Source organism: Paraburkholderia sp. CNPSo 3281, from assembly GCF_024206515.1.
In the GTDB taxonomy this organism is placed as follows: Bacteria; Pseudomonadota; Gammaproteobacteria; order Burkholderiales; family Burkholderiaceae; genus Paraburkholderia; species Paraburkholderia nodosa.
In genome coordinates this window covers 43395-62089 of record NZ_JAMBPS010000022.1, presented here as the reverse complement: position 1 = coordinate 62089, position 18695 = coordinate 43395, and the positions used below count along the sequence as shown (strand labels likewise).

14 protein-coding genes are annotated in these 18695 nt (G+C 64.0%); all 14 read right to left on the bottom strand.

Annotated features, from left to right (window positions below; all coding sequences use genetic code 11):
* Positions 1-23: 23 nt before the first annotated feature.
* The 14 genes from rsmG to M3I56_RS21470 all read right to left on the bottom strand — a co-directional run bounded on the left by rsmG (position 24) and on the right by M3I56_RS21470 (position 18658).
* Positions 24-716 (bottom strand): 16S rRNA (guanine(527)-N(7))-methyltransferase RsmG, encoded by a 693-nt coding sequence (rsmG, locus tag M3I56_RS21535; protein ID WP_254355730.1) that lies wholly within the window; start codon positions 714-716, stop codon positions 24-26.
* Entirely contained in the window at positions 713-2680 is a 1968-nt protein-coding gene (mnmG, locus tag M3I56_RS21530; protein ID WP_254355729.1) for a tRNA uridine-5-carboxymethylaminomethyl(34) synthesis enzyme MnmG, read from the bottom strand. The genes rsmG and mnmG overlap by 4 nt, the downstream gene beginning before the upstream one ends.
* A 241-nt stretch (positions 2681-2921) precedes the next feature.
* Complete coding sequence (locus M3I56_RS21525; protein WP_028203300.1) at positions 2922-3671, bottom strand: ABC transporter ATP-binding protein; 750 nt, start codon at positions 3669-3671, stop codon at positions 2922-2924.
* A complete protein-coding gene (locus tag M3I56_RS21520; protein ID WP_254355728.1) occupies positions 3668-5455 on the bottom strand; it encodes an ATP-binding cassette domain-containing protein in 1788 nt (595 codons plus the stop codon). Before M3I56_RS21520 ends, M3I56_RS21525 begins: the two co-directional genes overlap by 4 nt.
* A 4-nt stretch (positions 5456-5459) precedes the next feature.
* The gene (locus M3I56_RS21515; RefSeq protein WP_254355727.1) at positions 5460-6515 is read right to left on the bottom strand and encodes a branched-chain amino acid ABC transporter permease; all 1056 of its coding nucleotides are present in this window, start codon (positions 6513-6515) and stop codon (positions 5460-5462) included.
* 255 nt (positions 6516-6770) lie between these two features.
* Positions 6771-7940: an ABC transporter substrate-binding protein gene (locus M3I56_RS21510; protein ID WP_254355726.1), complete on the bottom strand. Its 1170-nt coding sequence runs from the start codon at positions 7938-7940 to the stop codon at positions 6771-6773.
* Between the two features lie 308 nt (positions 7941-8248).
* A complete protein-coding gene (locus M3I56_RS21505) occupies positions 8249-9415 on the bottom strand; it encodes an ABC transporter substrate-binding protein (protein WP_254355725.1) in 1167 nt (388 codons plus the stop codon).
* 691 nt (positions 9416-10106) lie between these two features.
* The gene (locus M3I56_RS21500) at positions 10107-11078 is read right to left on the bottom strand and encodes a branched-chain amino acid ABC transporter permease (protein WP_254355767.1); all 972 of its coding nucleotides are present in this window, start codon (positions 11076-11078) and stop codon (positions 10107-10109) included.
* A complete protein-coding gene (locus M3I56_RS21495) occupies positions 11078-11962 on the bottom strand; it encodes a branched-chain amino acid ABC transporter permease (protein WP_254355724.1) in 885 nt (294 codons plus the stop codon). The genes M3I56_RS21500 and M3I56_RS21495 overlap by 1 nt, the downstream gene beginning before the upstream one ends.
* A gap of 108 nt (positions 11963-12070) precedes the next feature.
* On the bottom strand, positions 12071-13288 hold the full coding sequence (locus M3I56_RS21490) for an ABC transporter substrate-binding protein (RefSeq protein ID WP_254355723.1): 1218 nt from the start codon (positions 13286-13288) through the stop codon (positions 12071-12073).
* Positions 13289-13397: 109 nt separating this feature from the next.
* Positions 13398-14168: an ABC transporter ATP-binding protein gene (locus M3I56_RS21485; protein ID WP_254355722.1), complete on the bottom strand. Its 771-nt coding sequence runs from the start codon at positions 14166-14168 to the stop codon at positions 13398-13400.
* Positions 14165-14944, bottom strand: a complete 780-nt coding sequence (locus tag M3I56_RS21480) for an ABC transporter ATP-binding protein (RefSeq protein WP_028203291.1) — start codon at positions 14942-14944, stop codon at positions 14165-14167. The genes M3I56_RS21485 and M3I56_RS21480 overlap by 4 nt, the downstream gene beginning before the upstream one ends.
* Before the next feature lie 370 nt (positions 14945-15314).
* Entirely contained in the window at positions 15315-17018 is a 1704-nt protein-coding gene (locus M3I56_RS21475; protein WP_254355721.1) for a GMC family oxidoreductase, read from the bottom strand.
* Positions 17019-17134: 116 nt separating this feature from the next.
* On the bottom strand, positions 17135-18658 hold the full coding sequence (locus M3I56_RS21470; RefSeq protein WP_254355720.1) for a CoA-acylating methylmalonate-semialdehyde dehydrogenase: 1524 nt from the start codon (positions 18656-18658) through the stop codon (positions 17135-17137).
* Between the last annotated feature and the right edge of the window lie 37 nt (positions 18659-18695).

The window sequence follows — 18695 nt, the reverse complement described above, 5'->3', positions numbered from 1 at the left end:
CGATTGGCCATCGCCGGACCGGTTCAGGCCGCCGGTTCAACCGACACTTCGATCAGGTGGCGCTCCGCATCGAGCATCGGCACGCTCAGGCGGATCGTATTCAGCGCCCGCGTGCCCGTCGGCAAGCGCTCGATCTCGTCTTCGGGGTGCACACCCTTCATGGCCCAGATCGCGCCGCCTTCGACAACGAGATGACGGGCCAGTGTAACGAAATCGGCGAGATCCGCGAATGCCCGAGACACGATCAAATCGAATTTTTTCGGTACTTCCATGCCTGGACGCAGCGATTCGACCCGGCCGGTCACCACCGAGAGGTTCGCGAGTGCGAGTTCCGCCTTCGCTTGCGACTGGAACGCCGACTTCTTCTGCACGATATCGTTGAGCGTGACCTGCCAGTCCGGGCGCACGATCGCGAGCACGATGCCGGGCAGGCCGCCGCCGGAGCCGACATCGAGCACCGTTGCGTCGGCGCGCGTCGGCAGATGCGGTACGATCGAAAGCGAGTCGAGAATATGCTGAATCAACATCTGACGCGGATCGCGGATCGCCGTAAGGTTATACACGGCGTTCCACTTCGCAAGCAGCGCGACGTAGTCGAGCAACTGCTCGTGCTGCCGTTCGGCGAGTTCGACGCCCAAGGCCTCTGCGCCCTCTTTCAGCAGACGAGCCAGCGCGTCGCGGTCCGCAATGCCGGGTTGCCTCGAGCGGCCCGTCATTGCGCCACCGGCGTCGAGTCGGTGCCGCTTTCGTCAGCAGCGCCCGAATTCTGGCGACGGCGCCCAAGGCCACGCTTCAGGTGAACCATCAGCAGCGAGATCGCGGCGGGCGTAATGCCCGAAATGCGCGACGCCTGACCGATCGTCTCCGGGCGGAATTGGCTCAGTTTCTGGCGCGCTTCAAACGAGAGGCCACGCACTTCCGCGTAGTCGATGCCTTCCGGCAGACGGGTGTTCTCTTGCGCGCCATTGCGCTCGATCTCGTCGGCTTGACGATCGATATAACCCTGATATTTGATGCCGATTTCGATCTGCTCCTTGATCTGGGCGAGCAGAACCGCGTCATCGGCGAGCGGGGTTTCTGGCGCACAAGCGCCTTCGCGCAGCCTGCACACGCCGTCATAGCTCACACCCGGGCGACGCAGCAGGTCCGCGAGGTTGTATTCGCGGTCGATCGACTTGCCAAGCAGTGCCGTCGCTTCTTCGGCCGAAAGCGTCTTGGGGTTCACCCACGTCGACTTCAGACGCTCTGTTTCACGTGAAACAGCATCGCGCTTGCGGCAGAACGCGTCCCAACGCACGTCATCAATCACGCCCAGCTCGCGGCCGACCTCCGTCAGGCGCATATCCGCATTGTCTTCGCGCAGGCTCAAGCGGTATTCGGCTCGGCTCGTGAACATGCGATACGGCTCGGAAACGCCCCGCGTCACCAGATCGTCGACCAACACGCCGAGGTACGCCTGATCGCGGCGCGGGCACCATGCGTCCTTGCCCTGCACCTGCAGGCTTGCGTTCATGCCGGCGAGCAGGCCTTGTGCTGCCGCCTCTTCATAGCCCGTCGTGCCGTTGATCTGACCCGCAAAAAACAGACCGTTGATCACCTTGGTTTCGAGCGAAGCCTTGAGGCCGCGCGGGTCGAAGTAGTCGTATTCGATTGCGTAACCCGGACGCAGGATATGCGCGTGCTCGAGGCCGCGCATCGAGTGCACGAGTTCGAGCTGCACATCGAACGGCAGGCTCGTGGAGATCCCATTCGGGTAGAACTCGTTCGTCGTCAGGCCTTCCGGTTCGAGGAAGATCTGGTGTGATTTCTTCGAAGCGAAGCGATGAATCTTGTCCTCGATGGACGGGCAATAGCGCGGCCCTACCCCTTCGATCACGCCCGTGTACATTGGCGAGCGGTCGAGACCGCCGCGGATAATGTCGTGGGTGCGCTCGTTAGTGTGCGTGACCCAGCACGGAATCTGACGCGGATGCAGTTCCGCGCGGCCGAGAAACGAGAACACCGGCACCGGATCGAGGTCGCCCGGCTGTTCTTCGAGCACCGAGAAGTCGATCGTGCGGCCGTCGATACGCGGCGGCGTGCCCGTCTTGAGGCGGCCCTGCGGCAGCTTCAGATCCTTCAGGCGCGACGAGAGCGTCACGGCAGCAGGATCGCCGGCGCGGCCGCCCGTGTAGTTGTTCAGGCCCACGTGGATCTTGCCGTCGAGGAAAGTCCCTGCCGTCAGCACGACTGCACGGCTGCGGAAGCGGATGCCCACCTGCGTGACGGCGCCCACGACGCGGTCGCCTTCGACCATCAGGTCTTCCACGGCCTGCTGGAACAGCCACAGATTTGGCTGATTCTCAAGGCGTCGGCGGATCGCTGCCTTATAAAGAATGCGGTCGGCCTGCGCGCGCGTCGCCCGAACCGCCGGGCCCTTGGACGAATTGAGGATGCGAAACTGGATCCCGCCCTCGTCCGTTGCGGCGGCCATGGCGCCACCGAGCGCATCGACTTCCTTGACCAGATGGCCCTTGCCAATGCCGCCAATCGACGGATTGCAGCTCATCTGGCCGAGCGTTTCGATGTTGTGCGTGAGCAGGAGCGTCTTGACGCCCATGCGGGCGGCGGCAAGCGCAGCCTCGGTTCCGGCGTGACCGCCGCCGACGACGATGACGTCAAACTCTGTGGGATAAAGCATGGCGGGACCTCACGCATGGACGAAAACGACCGCGTGAGCCTTCTCAGAAAAAAGTGGTATGCGCGAATTATAACGGCTTACGGTTTATCGCCGTGCACACCCGAATAATGTGTCGGCCAGAATTAGCGCTTTAGCGCTGACTCTGGCCCCACGCAAAGCGCTCCGCGCGGTGCGGTATCGCAAAAAAAAGCGGCGTGTTTCACGTGAAACACGCCGCTCATTTCTACAGCGACAGACGAAGTCAGACGGGTTTCTTCGCCAACCCGAGATACGTTTCAATTACGCGTGGGTTCTGCGCCAACTCCCCCGCCGGTCCTTCGAGCGCCAGGTCGCCCGTTTCCAGCACGTAGCCGTAGTCGGAAATCTGCAATGCGGCGCGTGCGTTCTGCTCGATGAGCAGCGTCGCGACGCCGGTTTGCCTCAGCGCGCTAATGATGTGGAAGATTTCCTTCACGATCAGCGGCGCGAGACCGAGGCTCGGCTCATCGAGCATCAGCAGATCGGGCTTGCCCATCAATGCGCGGCCGACTGCGAGCATCTGGCGCTCGCCGCCCGAAAGCGTGCCGGCCGCCTGCGCGCGGCGTTCCTTCAGGCGCGGAAACAGCGTGAAAACCGGTTCGAGCTGATCGAGGAAATTACGCTCACCGGCGCGCTTGCGGCGATACGCACCGAGCACGAGGTTGTCCTCCACCGTCATCGAGGCAAACAGCTCGCGCTTTTCCGGCACGAGGCACATGCCGCGCGCCACGCGCCGCTCGATCGGCAGCGCGCCGATCTCTTCGCCCATATAAGCGATGCGGCCGCTCGCATGCCCTGTCACAGGCAGCGCGCCCATGATGGCGTTGAGCAGCGTGGACTTGCCCGCGCCGTTCGGACCGATCACGGAGACGATCTGACCTGCGCCCACCTTGATCGCCGCTTTGTGCAGCGCCTCGATCTTGCCGTAGCGAACCGCGAGTCCGGACACGTCCAGTACGGGAGTCGTCATCATTCCACCCCGCCCAGATACGCTTCCAGCACAGCCGGATCCTTCTGCACCTCTTCCGGCAAACCTTCTGCGATGCGCGTGCCGAACTCCATCACCACGAGGCGGTCGGTGAGATTCATCACGAAATCCATGTCGTGTTCGACCAGCAGCACGCTCATCCCCTCTTCTCTCAGTTTGCGCAGCAAGGCCGCCAACTGTTGCTTTTCCTGGTAACGCAGGCCCGCCGCAGGCTCGTCGAGCAGCAGCAAGGTCGGATCGCAGCACAGCGCGCGTGCAATCTCCAGGATGCGTTGCTGACCGAGCGCGAGGCTGCCCGCTTCGTCATACATATGCTGTTCGAGGCCCACGCGACGGATCTGCTGCGCCGCCTCGCTCATGAGCCGTCCTTCTTCCGTCGCATTGAGCTTGGCCACGCTGCGCAGCACGCCCGCGTGACCACGCAGGTGTGCGCCGATGGCGACGTTCTCGAGCACCGTCATCGTCGGCAGCAACTTGACGTGCTGGAACGTGCGGCCAATGCCGCGCGCGACGATTTCACGTGAAGTCAGGCGGTCGATGCGCTCGCCGCGGAACGTGATCTCGCCGCTGGTCGGCTGAAGCACACCAGTCACGAGATTGAAGGTCGTCGACTTGCCCGCACCGTTGGGACCGATCAAGCCGATGATCTGCCCTGCCTTCACGTCGAAGCTCACGTCGTTCACGGCCACGAGGCCGCCGAACTGCTTGCGCGCCTTGTTCACCGTCAGCAGCATTTCGCCCGTGGCCGGCTTGCTGCGCTGCGGCAAAGCTTCGGCATGCTCGGGCACATGCGCCTGCGGACCACGCGGGAAGAAGCGCGCCACGAACGGCCAAACGCCACGCCGCGCGTATTGCAGCAGCAGCACCATCAGAATGCCGAACACGATGATCTCGAAGTTGCCGTTCTCGCCAAGCAGCTTCGGCAGCAGCGTTTGCAGCCAGTCCTGCAGCACGGTGAGAATCGCCGCGCCCAGCACCGCGCCCCAGACGTGCGCCACACCGCCCACCACGGCCATGAAGAGATACTCGATGCCGTGATTCAGACCGAACGGCGTCGGGTTCACCGCACGCTGCAAATGCGCGTACAGGAAGCCCGAAACGGCTGCGAGCACGGCCGCATAGACGAAGATCACCACACGCATCCAGCCGGTGTTCACGCCCATCGCCTCGGCCATCATCCCGCCGCCGCGCAGCGCGCGAATCGCCCGGCCCATGCGGCTATTAAGCAGATTTTGAACAGACACCACGGATGCAAGCACCACGACCCAGATCAGGTAGTAGATATGGCGGCCCGATTCGAGGTCGATGCCCAGCACGTTCAGCACGGGAATGCCGTTGATGCCGTCGTACTTGCCAAGCATGTCGAGGTTGCCGAACAGGAAGAACAGCGCGAGGCCCCAGGCGATCGTGCCGAGCGGCAGGAAGTGGCCCGACAGACGCATCGTGACGAGCCCCAGAACGAGCGCCACGAGCCCTGTGATCACCACGCCGACAATCAGTGCGAGCCAGGGCGAAACGCCGTACTGCGTCGTCAGATACGCGGTCGCGTAAGCACCGAGCCCGACGAACGCGGCCTGCCCGAAGCTCGTCATCCCGCCGATGCCGGTGAGCAGTACGAGCCCGATCGCGACGATCGAATACAGGCCGATATAGTTGAGCAGCGTGATCCAGTACTCGGGCACGTGCACCGGATGCGGCAGCACGGGCAACGCGAACATCACCACGAGGAACAGCCAGAAGAAGCGGTTGTGCATGACGAATCGTTTCATCGCGTCACTCCTCTTCCTCTTCGGCGTGCGGCGTCGAGAGCGAGCGCCACAGCAACACCGGGATGATCAGCGTGAACACGATCACTTCCTTGTAAGAGCTCGCCCAGAATGACGAGTAGGACTCCAGCAGGCCCACGAGCACGGAACCTGCCGCAGCCAGCGGATAGCTCACCAGGCCGCCGATAATGGCGCCTACGAAGCCCTTGAGGCCGATCAGGAAGCCCGAGTCGTAGTAGATGGTGGTGAGCGGCGAGACGAGAATCCCGCACAGCGCGCCGAGGCCCGCGGCGAGCGTGAACGCGAGCCGCCCGGCCTGCGTGGTGCCGATGCCGACGAGCCGCGCGCCGAGCCGGTTCACCGAGGTCGCGCGCAGCGCCTTGCCCGAAATCGTGCGATCGAAATAGAGATACAGCGCGACGATCAGCACGGCGGCCGTGCCGATCACCCAGAGGCTTTGGCCCGAGATCGAGAGGCTGCCGATGTTGAACGTGGCGTCGGAGAACGCGTTCGTGCGCGAGCCTTCCGCGCCGAACATCACGAGCCCGAGGCCCACCATCGCGAAGTGCACGGCCACCGCAACGATCAGCAGCAGCAGCGTGGTTGCCTCGGCGATGGGCTCATACGCGAGGCGATAGATGAACGGCCCCATCGGCACCACGATCGCGAGCGTGAGCGCAATCTGGACGAGCATGGGCAGCTGCTGGCTCGCTACGCCGCGCGTCACCGCATAGAGCGCGATGGGAAAGAGCAGATACTTGCCTGCGAGCATCACGAGCGTGCGCGCCGCATGGCGCCGCCGTTCGGCGTGGCGCACGAGCCCGGCGGTCTCGACCACGAAGCACGCCGCGCCGAGCGCGACGAGCAGCCAGCAGGTGGCCGGAAACTTCTGCGATTGCAGCGCGGCGAGCGTGAGCGCGCCATACGAAACGAATTCGCCCTGCGGAATGAAGATCACCCGCGTGACGGAGAACACCAGCACCAGGGCGAGCGCGAGCAGCGCATAGATCGCACCGGTGGTGATGCCGTCCTGCGCGAGGATCGCGGCGATCGATAAATCCATACTCCCCTCTTCCTGAAACCTTCTGGAACCCGGAAAAACAGCGACGTCGAAAAATGGCAATGCGGGCGTGAACCGTCAGCGGCGCGGTTCGGACTTCACGTGTGAAAAGCCGGTGCGCAGCGGCAACGCCGCGCACCGGTCATGCTTGATCTCGCTTGATCTCGCTTGATCTCGATTGTCAGTGGCCAGAATGACGCCGTGACACGCGCGTGGGTTTCACGGGAAAACGCGCCGCGCTTTCCCGTGCGCCGCACGTTATTCGCTCTGCAGCTTCCACTTGTTGTTGACGATCTCGACGATCACGCGCGCACGCTGGTCGAGGCCCGCATGATCCGTCGCGCTCATGTTGAAGATGCCGTGCGCGCCCGCCACGTCCTGCGAGTTTTCGAGCGCGGCGCGCAGCGCCACGCGGAACGCCTCGGTGCCAGGCTGGCCCGCCTTCAGCGCGACCGGAATCGCGCGCTGGAGCAACTGGCCGGCGTCCCACGCATGACCGCCGAAGGTCGCCACCGTGCCAACGCCATAGGCCTTCTCATAGGCCGTCTTGTAGGCCAGCGCCGACTTCTTCACAGGGTTCGAATCGGGCAACTGGTCGGCCACGAGAATCGGGCCTGCGGGCAGCAGTTCGCCTTCGCAATCCTTGCCGCAGACGCGCAGGAAGTCGTTATTCGCCACGCCGTGCGTCTGATAGACCTTGCCCTTGTAGCCGCGATCCTTGAGCGTGGTCGCAGGCAGCGCCGCGGGCGTGCCCGAGCCGGCAATCAGAATCGCATCGGGGTTCGCCGACATCAGCTTGAGCGCCTGGCCCGTCACCGACGAGTCGGTGCGGTTATAGCGCTCGCTCGCTACGACCTTGAGGTTGTGCTTCGCGGCCGCAGTGTTGAACTCCTTGAGCCAGCTGTCGCCGTAGGCGTCGGTGAAGCCGATGAAGCCCACCGTCTTCACGCCCTGCTTCTCCATGTAGCTCGCGAGCGCGTCGGCCATCAGGCTGTCGTTCTGCGGCGTCTTGAAGGCCCACTGACGCTTCGCGTCGATCGGCTCGACGATCGCGGCGGATGCGGCGAGCGAGATCATCGGCGTCTTGCCCTGCGCGACGACGTCGAGCATGGCGAGCGAGTTCGGCGTGACCGACGAGCCGATGATGGCGTCCACGTGGTCTTCGTCGATCAGCTTGTGCGTGTTCTGCACGGCCTTGCTCGTGTCCGAAGCGTCGTCGAGCACGATGTACTGCACGCTCTTGCCCGCGATCTCCTTGGGCAGCAGCGCGATGGTGTTCTTCTCGGGAATGCCGAGCGACGCGGCCGGCCCCGTTGCCGAGAGCGTCACGCCAATCTTCACCTGCGCGGCGGCTACGCCCGCCGTGCCCATCAGCGCCGCTGCGAGTCCGGCACTAATCGAGCTCAAAACCCACTTCTTCGTTTTCATTGCGCGTCTCCAAACGCTTGGTCTGCGTGTTTTCGATTGATCCTGCGCCGATTACTAGGATGTTCGTAATTCGACGCTGGCCTTTGAGTGTAGTAATCGGGATCGCGCGTGTAATGCATGGTTTTCCCTGCCTGCGGCGCCGCACAAGCCGCCGCGCGTCAGGGCGCGCTCTCCGCTTTATCGACTGCTCTACTGACCTGCTGTACTGCCCTGCTCCCCTGCTGCTGCAAAGCCGTTGCAACGGCAACAAAAAAGGCACCTCAAATGAGCGTGCCTTTTTCGTGTTTCGTGCGCCATTCAACCGGCGCTCAATCGCCGGCGAGTTTCCACTTGCCGCCGACGATCTCCACCATCACGCGGGCACGCTGGTCGAGACCCGCGTGATCCGTCGCGCTCATGTTGAAGATGCCGTGCGCGCCTGCCACGTCATGCGAGTTTTCGAGCGCGGCGCGCAGCGCTTCGCGGAAGGCCTTCGAGCCCGGCTGACCGGCTTTCAGCGCGAGCGGGATCGCGTGCTGGAGCAAGAGGTCCGCGTCCCACGCGTGACCGCCGAACGTCGAGATCGAGCCTGCGCCATAGGCCTTTTCATACGCGGCCTTATACGCAAGCGCCGATTGCTTCACGGGATTCGAATCAGGCAATTGATCGGCCACGAGCAGCGGCCCGGCGGGCAGCCAGGTGCCGTCGCAGTCCTTGCCGCACACGCGCAGGAAGTCATTGTTGGCCACGCCGTGGGTCTGATAGTACTTGCCCGCATAGCCGCGCTCCTTGAGCGTTTTCTGCGGCAGCGCGGCCGGCGTGCCCGCGCCCGCGATGAGCACCGCGTCGGGGTGCTGCGAGATCATCTTGAGCACCTGGCCCGTGACCGAGGCATCGTTACGCGCGAAGCGTTCGTTCGCCACGACCTTGATGTTCTGCCTGGCAGCGGCCGCGCTGAATTCCTTGTACCAGCTCTCGCCATAAGCGTCGGCGAAGCCGATGAAGGCCACCGTCTTCACGCCGTGCGCGGCCATATGCTGCGCGATGGCGCCGGCCATCAGCGCGTCGTTCTGCGGCGTCTTGAAGACCCACGAGCGTTTGGCGTCCATCGGCTCGACGATCGAGGCCGCTGCGGCCATCGAGATCATCGGCGTGGACGTTTCCGCTGCCACGTCGATCATGGCGAGCGAGTTGGGCACGACTGTCGAGCCGATCAAGGCGTCGACGTGATCTTCGCTCGTGAGCTTGCGCGCGTTCTTCACCGCCTGGGTGGAATCCGTGGCGTCGTCGAGCACGATGTAATCGACTTTCTGGCCCGCGATTTCCTTCGGCAGCAACGCAACCGTGTTCTTTTCCGGAATCCCGAGCGAGGCAGCGGGCCCCGTCGCCGACAGCGTCACACCGATCTTCACATCTGCATACGCCCCGCCGGCCGTCGCCGCGAGCACCCCGGTCGCGACGCAAGCCGCCCCCATCCAACGCAAAACCAACTGCATCTCCACTCCTTCGATATTCGTTTTCTTTATTGCTACGGAATTGTGGCGCACCACGGCCGATTACCTCATAGGCAAATCGATAATCGGCTGCGGGAAATCAACGCAAAAATGCTGACCGCATGGTCGGTGATTGGCGAGTGTAGCGGCCTGCGTATTCAGATGGCAAGCGCTTTCCATCTGCTTACAGTGAGCAGGATTACGCGCACGCCTTGCGTAATGCGCAAACGCTTGTGCTGCGGGCAAAGTCCGGCCGCGCGGCCTGATTTGCGTAATTTGGAAAGGGATAATCGGCGCGTACGAAGGTGCGTAAGTCGCATGCCTCGCAGCGGAAAAAATAATCGGCTCGCCGTTGAAAACAGGCGCGTAGAAATATAAAAAGCGCTGTTGGACTCTCATCCAACAGCGCTTCCTTGTCCGGGCACTTGGTGCCTCAGTTGTCTCCTCGTTCTCCACCTGCAAATTCGGTGCATCAGAACTAAGTGCAACTTTAAACTTCACCCCCCTCTGCAGCAACTAGCATTTACCCTAGTGGTGCAGTGCGGCACCGAAATGGGGCGAGGCGCCACACATTTGTCGCTCGGCGGGCCGCTGCGGGATGCCGCAGCGCGACATCTTTGCGCGCGTTACGCCGGCTCGGGCCGGCGGGCGATCATTCTATCGCAGTCCGGAGCAGTGCTGGCACGCCCGGCCATCACGCACGCAGGGGTCGCACGCGCGCCACGATCTCGCCGACAATGCCGCGCCGGAACGCCAGCACGCAGGCAATGAAGATGATGCCCGTGACGATCGTTGTGGACTCACCGAGTGAGCGGAACCACTCCACGCCCGTCCCTCTTGCGAGCGCCGTGCCGATGTCGCCCAGCCGGTCCTCCAGCGCGACGATGAGGGTCGCGCCGAGCAGCGGCCCGAACAGCGTGCCCATGCCGCCCACGAGCGTCATGAGGATCACGAGGCCGGACATGGTCCAGTACGCGTCGCCGAGCGTTTCGAAGCCGAGCACGAGTACCTTGAGCGCACCGGCCAGACCCGCGAGCCCCGCCGACAACACGAACGCGAGCAGCTTGAAGCGGTCGGTGTCGTAGCCGAGTGAGACGGCGCGCGGCTCGTTCTCCTTGATCGCCACGAGCACCTGCCCGAACGGCGAATGCACGATGCGCACGATCAGCATGAACGCGAGCACCATCGCCACGAGCACGACGTAATAGAGCGTGAGGTCGGAACCGAGCGAAAGCAGGCCGAACAGCTTGCCGCGCGGCACGCCCTGCAGACCGTCTTCGCCATGCGTGAACGGCGCCTGCAGGAACACGAAGTAGACCATCTGCGCGAGCGCGAGCGTGACCATCGAGAAGTAGATGCCCTGCCGGCGAATCGCGAAGATGCCTACCACGAGCCCGAGGACCGTGGCCACTGCCGTGCCCGCGAGCACACCCACCTCGGGCGTGAAATTGAGCGACTGGATCGCGTAGCCCGCCGTATAGCCCGCGCTCGCGAGAAACATCGCGTGGCCGAACGAGAGCAGGCCCGTGTAGCCGATCAGCAGGTTGAACGCCGCGGCGAACAGGGCGAAACACAGCACCTTCATCACGAAGAGCGGATAGGCGCCGGCGAACGGCGCGACGATCAGCCCGATCAGCAACAAACCATAGAGCGCTTTTCTTTGCATCATCGTTCCTTGCCGAAGAGACCAGCGGGGCGAATCAGCAGCACGATCGCCATGATTACGAACACCACGGTCGCGGAGGCCTCGGGCCAGAACACCCGCGTGAAGCCTTCGATCACGCCGAGCATGAGGCCGGTGAGAATCGAGCCCATGATCGAGCCCATGCCGCCGATCACGACCACGGCGAATACGGTGATGATCATCGGCTGACCCATGAGCGGCGACACCTGGATCACGGGTGCGGCGAGCACGCCCGCGAACGCCGCGAGCGCGACGCCAAAGCCGTAGGTGAGCGTGATCATGAGCGGCACGTTGATGCCGAACGCCTCGACGAGCTTGGGGTTCTCCGTGCCCGCGCGCAGATACGCGCCAAGGCGTGTCTTTTCGATCACGAACCAGGTCGCGAAACATACGGCAAGCGAAGCCACCACCACCCAGGCGCGATAGTTGGGCAAATACATGAAGCCGAGATTCGTCGCGCCGGCGAGCAGGTCTGGCACGTCATAGGGCTGGCCCGACGAGCCGTAGATCGAGCGGAACACGCCCTCCACCACGAGCGTGAGACCGAAAGTGAGCAGGAGTCCGTACAGATGATCGAGCCGGTAGAGCCAGCGCAGCATGGAGCGCTCGATTACGACGCCGAACAGGCCGACCACGAGTGGTGCGACGACGAGCATCACCCAGTAGGGCAAATCGAAGTACGCGAGCCCCATCCACGTGAGCATCGCGCCCAGCATGAACAACGCGCCGTGGGCGAAGTTGATCACGTTGAGCATGCCGAAGATCACCGCGAGGCCGAGGCTCAGGATCGCGTAGAACGAGCCGTTCACGAGCCCAAGTAGCAACTGGCTCAGCATTGCCGGAAGCGGAATGCCAAAGATCGTCATGAGAGCCGCCATTAACGCATTAACGGATTAAGCAATCATGCCGCGCCCGGCGCACCACCCTCGGGGCGCCGGGCGCGGCATACGACTGCAGCATTTACGCGCTCGCGCTTACTTCCACAGCGCGCACTTGCTCTCCTGCTTCGTCGTATAAGCCTGCTCGCCCGGGATCGTCTGCAGCACCTTGTAGTAGTCCCACGGCTTCTTCGACTCGGACGGCTTCTTCACCTCGACGAGATACATGTCGTGGATCAGCACGCCGTCCTGGCGGATGTAGCCGCCCTTGGTATAGAAGTCGTTGACCTTCGTCTTCTTGAGCTGCTCCATGACCTTGTCGGAATCCGTCGTACCGGCCGCCTGCACCGCCTTCAGATACGTCGTCACCGCCGAATAGTCGGCCGCCTGCAGTTCGGACGGCATCTTCTTCGTCTGGTCGAAGTAGCGCTGCGCCCACTTGCGCGTGTCGTCGTTCTGGTCCCAGTACCAGCCGGTCGTGAGCACGAGGCCCTGCGTGGTGTCGAGCCCGAGGCTGTGCACGTCGGGCAGGAACATCAGCAGCGCCGCGGTCTTCATCGTCTTGTTGATGCCGAATTCCTTTGCGGCCTTGATCGCATTGACCGTGTCGCCGCCCGCGTTCGCGAGGCCGAGGATCTGCGCCTTCGAGGCTTGCGCCTGCAGCAGGAACGACGAGAAGTCCGACGCCGAGAGCGGATGGCGCACTTCGCCGAGCACCTGGCCGCCGTTCGCCTTCACGACGTCCGCGGTGTTCTTCTCGAGCGACTTGCCGAACGCGTAGTCGGCGGTCAGGAAGAACCAGCTCTTGCCGCCCTGCTTGAGCACCGCGAGGCCCGTGCCCTTCGCGAGCGCGACCGTGTCGTAACCGTAGTGGACCGTGTACGGCGTGCACTGCTCGTTCGTCAGTGCGTCCGTGCCCGCGCCGGTGTTGAAGTACACCTTCTTCTTCTCTTGCGCGACCTGGTTCATCGCCAGCGCCGTCGCCGAGTTCGTGCCGCCGAGCAGCATGGTGAGCCCGTCACGGTCGAACCATTCGCGCGCCTTCGAAGCGGCGATGTCGGCCTTGTTCTGGTGATCGGCGTACTCGATCTGGATCGGCTTGCCGAGCACCTTGCCGCCGAAGTCCGCGACCGCCATCTTGATCGCCGTAAGGCCGCCCTGGCCGTCGTCGTCTGCGTAAAGGCCGGACATGTCGGTGATGAAGCCGATCTTCACCGCGTCGTCGGCGGCCTGCGCGCTCCCCGCGCTGAACGCCATCGCAGCTGCCGAGGCGGCAAAGAGGCCCGCGAGCCGCGCGAACGTGGTTTTCTTCATTGCAGTCTCCTTCCTTGGTTGCGTAATTATTCAGGAACACTCCATGAACACTGGAGGTAAAGCGATTCGCGCGGCACGTTTGCGTCGCGCGGCAAACCAGAACCGAAAATTAAACGCCCAGCAGGTCGTGCAGCACCGGCATCTTTCCCTCAAGCTCGGCAGTGCCGAAGTGCTCGACGATGCGCCCGTGCTCCATCACGTAAAAGCGGTCCGCGAGCGGCGCCGCAAAACGGAAGTTCTGCTCGACCATCACGATCGTGTAGCCGCGCGACTTAAGCGTGAGGATCATGCGCGCGAGCGTTTGCACGATCACCGGCGCGAGACCTTCGGATATCTCGTCGAGCAGCAGCAGGTTCGCGCCCGTGCGCAGGATGCGCGCCACGGCCAGCATCTGCTGCTCGCCGCCGGAAAGCCGCGTGCCCTGGCTGTTGCGCCGTTCGGCGAGATTGGGAAACATCGCGTAGATCTCGTCGAGCGACATGCCCTGCGCTAACTTTCCCCCTTTCGCGCCGATATGCGGCGGCAGGAGCAGATTTTCTTCGCACGAGAGGCTCGCGAAAATGCCGCGCTCCTCGGGGCAATACCCCACGCCGCAGTGCGCGATACGATAGGTGGGCATCTGGATGGTCTCGCGCCCGCCAATCCGGATCGAGCCCGTGCGCCGCCCGGTGAGCCCCATGATGGCGCGCAGCGTCGTCGTGCGCCCCGCGCCGTTGCGCCCGAGCAGCGTCACGACCTCGCCGCGCCCGACGGACAGATCCACGCCGTGCAGAATGTGCGACTCGCCGTACCACGCCTGCAGCCCCGCAATTTCCAGCGCCTTCGCGCTCTCGGTCGCACCCGCAGCGGCGGCCGTCTCGCGTTCGGTGACCGTATTCATGCGTGCGCCCCCGTCAGCGCCGCGTCCGCACTGCCCATATAGGCTTCGGCGACGAGCGGATTCTTCGAGACTTCGGCGTAGCTGCCTTCGGCGAGCACCTCGCCGCGCTGAAGCACCGTGATGGTGTCGGAGATGCCGGCAATCACGTTCATGTTGTGCTCGACCATGAGGATCGTGCGCCCGCTCGATACCTTCTTGATGAGCGCCGTCACGCGGTCCACGTCTTCGTGGCCCATGCCCTGGGTCGGTTCGTCGAGCAGCATCAGCTCGGGCTCCATCGCGAGCGTCGTGGCGATTTCCAGCGCGCGCTTGCGGCCATAGGCCAGCTCGACCGTGGGCACGTCGGCGAAATCGGTGAGACCCACCTGCGTGAGCAGATCCATCGCGCGGTCGTTGAGTTCCGCGAGCGTGCGTTCGCTCTTCCAGAAGTGGTAGGCGGTCCCCAGCGAGCGCTGTAGCCCCACGCGCACGTTCTGGAGCGCCGTGAGGTGCGGAAACACGGCTGAAATCTGGAACGAGCGAATGATGCCGCGCCGTGCGATCTGCGCGGGCCGCTCATGTGTGATGTCGATGCCGTTGAAGACGATGCGCCCCGCGCTGGGCACGAGGAATTTGGTCAGGAGGTTGAAGCAGGTGGTCTTGCCTGCGCCGTTCGGTCCGATCAGTGCATGGATCGAGCCGCGGCACACGCGCAGGTTCACGCCGTTCACGGCCGTGAAGCCCTTGAACTGTTTCGTGAGGTCGCGTGTCTCCAGAATCGTGTCGCCGAGAATCATGTCCCCTTCCGAGCGTGGTAAGGCGTAACACTGCAGACCGTCCGTGACTCGTGGTGCACGGTGAGATCCGGCGCGGACGTGGCGGCGCGCCTCCCGATGCGCGCAACGCGCGCCTGCCGACTTTCGCGTCATTGTCTCGCCAATGATGCAGCGCAATCATTGGGATTTGCACTTAAGTGAGCGTCACAACGACAGCGAACATGACAACCAACAGTTGACGACAATTCGATGAAAGATGTGCGCACGTTAGGCGCACGATTACCGCAAACCCGTATCTGACGGACGTACAGAAACACGCGCGCGGAAGCGCTTCCGCGTGCGTCCCATATAGTCGTCGAATCGACGCTATCTTGCGCGTCGCTCCATGCCCTCAGGCGGTCGTCAGCGTTGCACCGGCGGCGGCCTCCGTTTGCGCACGCGCACCTTCGCGGCGGTCGGCGCGCAGCATCGCGGCCGCGCGCTCCGCGATCATCAGCGTCGGCGAATTCGTGTTTCCCGAGGTAATGGTCGGCATGACCGAGGCGTCCACCACACGCAGGCCCTCCACGCCGCGCACCCGCAGGCGCGCGTCGACCACGGCGTCGGGATCGTCGGCGCGGCCCATGCGGCACGTGCCGACCGGATGAAAGATCGTCGTGCCGACGTTGCCCGCCGCCTCGCGCAGCTGCTCCTCGGTCTGAAACGCGAGCCCCGGCAAGATCTCGTGCGGCTGGTAACGGGCGAGCGCGTCAGAAGCCGCGATGCGCCGCGTGAGCCGTATCGAGTTGGCCGCAACGCGCAGGTCGTGATCGGTCGAAAGATAATTGGGTGCGATCGCGGGCCCCTGCGACGGGTCAGCCGAAACGGCGTGGATACTGCCGCGCGACGTGGGCCGCAGGTTGCACACCGAGGCGGTGAACGCGTTGAAGCGATGCAGCGGCTCGCCGAAACGGTCGAGCGAAAGCGGCTGCACGTGATACTGGAGGTCGGGCCGCGTGAGCGCGGGGTCACCCGGGTCCGACTTCGCGAACGCGCCGAGCTGCGAGGGCGCCATCGACATCGGCCCGCTCTGGAACAACGCGTACTGCATGCCGATCATCAGCTTGCCCCACCAGTGCGCGGAGGCCGTATTGAGCGTACGCACGCCGTTCACGCGAAACGCCATGCGTAATTGCAGATGGTCCTGAAGGTTCTCGCCCACGCCGCGCAGGTCCTGCACGACGCCAATGCCGAGTTGCGCGAGCCGCTCGGTATTGCCGATGCCCGAAAGCTCGAGCAATTGCGGCGAATTCACGGCGCCGGCGCACAGGATGACCTCACACCGCGCCCGCGCGACGTAATCGACGTCGCCGCGATACTCCACGCCCACGCAGCGCTTGCCTTCGAAGATCACGCGCTGCGTGAGCGCGCCGGTGACGACCGTGAGGTTGGGCCGCTTCATCGCCGCGCGCAGGAACGCCTTCGACGCATTCCACCGCACGCCGCGCTTCTGGTTCACCTCGAAATAGCCCACGCCGCTGTTGTCGCCGCGGTTGAAGTCGTCGGTGGCGGCAATGCCCTGCTCTTGCGCGGCGTGCGCGAACGATTCGAGAATCTGCCAGCGCAGGCGCTGCTTCTCCACGCGCCATTGGCCGCCCGCGCCGTGAAACTCGCTCGCGCCGCCGTGATGGTCTTCGCTGCGGCGGAACACGGGCAGCACGCTGTCCCACGACCAGCCGGAATCGCCGGTCTCGCGCGCCCAGTTGTCGTAGTCTTCGCGCTGGCCGCGCATGTAGATCATGCCGTTGATCGACGACGAACCGCCCAGCACGCGCCCGCGCGGATAGGAGAGCGAGCGGCCGTTGAGGCCTTTTTCGGCGGCGGTCTTGTAGAGCCAGTCCGTGCGCGGATTGCCGATGCAGTACAGGTAGCCCACGGGAATGTGGATCCAGTGATAGTCGTCCGCGCCGCCCGCCTCGATGAGCAGCACGGAGACGTCCGCGTCTTCGGTCAGGCGATTGGCGAGCACGCAGCCCGCGGTACCCGCGCCAACGATCACATAGTCGAATTCGCCTTCGAGGCGGCGCGCGGCCTGAGCTTCACTCGGTGCAGGCATGATGTGTCTCCAGCGATGACTACTCTCTTCATGTTGTATTTTTTGAATTTGCGATTACTGCGCCGGGCGAGATCGAACGCTTCGGATTCCTTTCGAACTGCCCGTCTCCCGAGCGCCTACTTCGCCACCGGCATGGTGAACTCCGCGCCCTTGGCAATGCTGTCGGGCCAGCGTTGCATGATGCTCTTGTAACGCGTGTAGAAGCGCACGCCTTCCTCGCCGTAGGCATGATGATCGCCGAACAGAGAGCGCTTCCAGCCGCCAAACGAGTGCCACGCCATCGGCACCGGAATCGGCACGTTGATGCCGACCATCCCTACCTTGATCTGGCGCGAGAAGGCGCGCGCGACGCCGCCGTCCGAGGTGTAGCACGACACGCCGTTGGCGAATTCGTGCGCGTTGATCAACTCGACGGCGCTCGCGAAATCGGGCACGCGCACGACCGACAGCACCGGACCGAATATCTCTTCCCGGTAGATCGTCATGTCGGTCTTCACGTCGTCGAACAGGGTGCCGCCGAGGAAGAAGCCGTCCTCATGACCGTCCACCTTGTGGCCGCGCCCATCCACGACAAGCTTCGCGCCCGCCGCCACGCCCGCCTCGATATAGCCCTGCACTTTCGCGCGATGCACGCCCGTGACGAGCGGCCCCATCTCCGAGGCGCCGTCCATGCCGCTGCCGATCTGCAGCGACTTCACGCGCGGCGTGAGGCGCTCGACGAGTTCGTCGGCGATATGGCCCACGGCCACCGCCACCGAGATCGCCATGCAGCGCTCGCCGGCCGAGCCGTAGGCCGCGCCGATCAGCGCATCGATGGCCTGGTCGAGGTCCGCGTCGGGCATCACGACGAGGTGATTCTTGGCGCCGCCCAGCGCCTGCACACGCTTGCCGTGCTTCGTGCCTTCCGTGTAGATGTACTCGGCGATCGGCGTCGAACCGACGAACGACAGCGCGGTGACGTCGGGATGCGCGAGCAGCGCGTCCACGGCCACCTTGTCGCCGTGCACGACGTTGAACACGCCGTCGGGCAGCCCGGCTTCCTTGAGCAGTTCGGCAAGCCGCACCGAAGCGGAAGGATCGCGCTCCGAAGGCTTCAGCACGAACGTGTTGCCGCAGGCAAGCGCGATCGGGAACATCCAGCACGGCACCATCATCGGGAAGTTGAACGGCGTGATGCCCGCCACGACGCCCAGCGGCTGACGCAGATTCCAGTTGTCGATGCCACCGCCGATCTGGTCGGTGAAATCGGTCTTCAGCAGATTGGGAATCCCGCACGCGAACTCGACGACCTCGATGCCGCGCATCACCTCGCCCTTTGCGTCGGAGAACACCTTGCCGTGTTCGCGCGTAATGAGTTCGGCGAGTTCGTCGTGATGCTGGTCGAGCAGATCCTTGAACTTGAAGAGAATGCGCGCGCGCTTGATGGGCGCCGTCTCCGCCCAGGCGGGAAACGCGGCCTGCGCGGCGGCAACGGCGGCGTCGACCTCCGCCACGGTGGCGAGCGGCACGCGCGCGCTCACTTTGCCGAACGCAGGATTGAAGACGTCGCCATGACGCTCGCTCGTTCCAGCCAGCGGCTTGCCGTTGACGAAGTGGGTCAGCATGCGTACGCCGGCTTCGTTCTGATGTGTCTCGCCCATGGTTGTGCCTCTTTTGTCGTGAAGCCTCGATCTAATT

What these genes read in the sequence shown, in the direction of transcription:
- rsmG (WP_254355730.1), bottom strand. Translation starts at nt 716, where the DNA reads ATGACGGGCCGCTCGAGGCAACCCGGCATTGCGGACCGCGACGCGCTG.
- mnmG (WP_254355729.1), bottom strand. Translation starts at nt 2,680, where the DNA reads ATGCTTTATCCCACAGAGTTTGACGTCATCGTCGTCGGCGGCGGTCAC.
- M3I56_RS21525 (WP_028203300.1), bottom strand. Translation starts at nt 3,671, where the DNA reads ATGATGACGACTCCCGTACTGGACGTGTCCGGACTCGCGGTTCGCTAC.
- M3I56_RS21520 (WP_254355728.1), bottom strand. Translation starts at nt 5,455, where the DNA reads ATGAAACGATTCGTCATGCACAACCGCTTCTTCTGGCTGTTCCTCGTG.
- M3I56_RS21515 (WP_254355727.1), bottom strand. Translation starts at nt 6,515, where the DNA reads ATGGATTTATCGATCGCCGCGATCCTCGCGCAGGACGGCATCACCACC.
- M3I56_RS21510 (WP_254355726.1), bottom strand. Translation starts at nt 7,940, where the DNA reads ATGAAAACGAAGAAGTGGGTTTTGAGCTCGATTAGTGCCGGACTCGCA.
- M3I56_RS21505 (WP_254355725.1), bottom strand. Translation starts at nt 9,415, where the DNA reads ATGCAGTTGGTTTTGCGTTGGATGGGGGCGGCTTGCGTCGCGACCGGG.
- M3I56_RS21500 (WP_254355767.1), bottom strand. Translation starts at nt 11,078, where the DNA reads ATGCAAAGAAAAGCGCTCTATGGTTTGTTGCTGATCGGGCTGATCGTC.
- M3I56_RS21495 (WP_254355724.1), bottom strand. Translation starts at nt 11,962, where the DNA reads ATGACGATCTTTGGCATTCCGCTTCCGGCAATGCTGAGCCAGTTGCTA.
- M3I56_RS21490 (WP_254355723.1), bottom strand. Translation starts at nt 13,288, where the DNA reads ATGAAGAAAACCACGTTCGCGCGGCTCGCGGGCCTCTTTGCCGCCTCG.
- M3I56_RS21485 (WP_254355722.1), bottom strand. Translation starts at nt 14,168, where the DNA reads ATGAATACGGTCACCGAACGCGAGACGGCCGCCGCTGCGGGTGCGACC.
- M3I56_RS21480 (WP_028203291.1), bottom strand. Translation starts at nt 14,944, where the DNA reads ATGATTCTCGGCGACACGATTCTGGAGACACGCGACCTCACGAAACAG.
- M3I56_RS21475 (WP_254355721.1), bottom strand. Translation starts at nt 17,018, where the DNA reads ATGCCTGCACCGAGTGAAGCTCAGGCCGCGCGCCGCCTCGAAGGCGAA.
- M3I56_RS21470 (WP_254355720.1), bottom strand. Translation starts at nt 18,658, where the DNA reads ATGGGCGAGACACATCAGAACGAAGCCGGCGTACGCATGCTGACCCAC.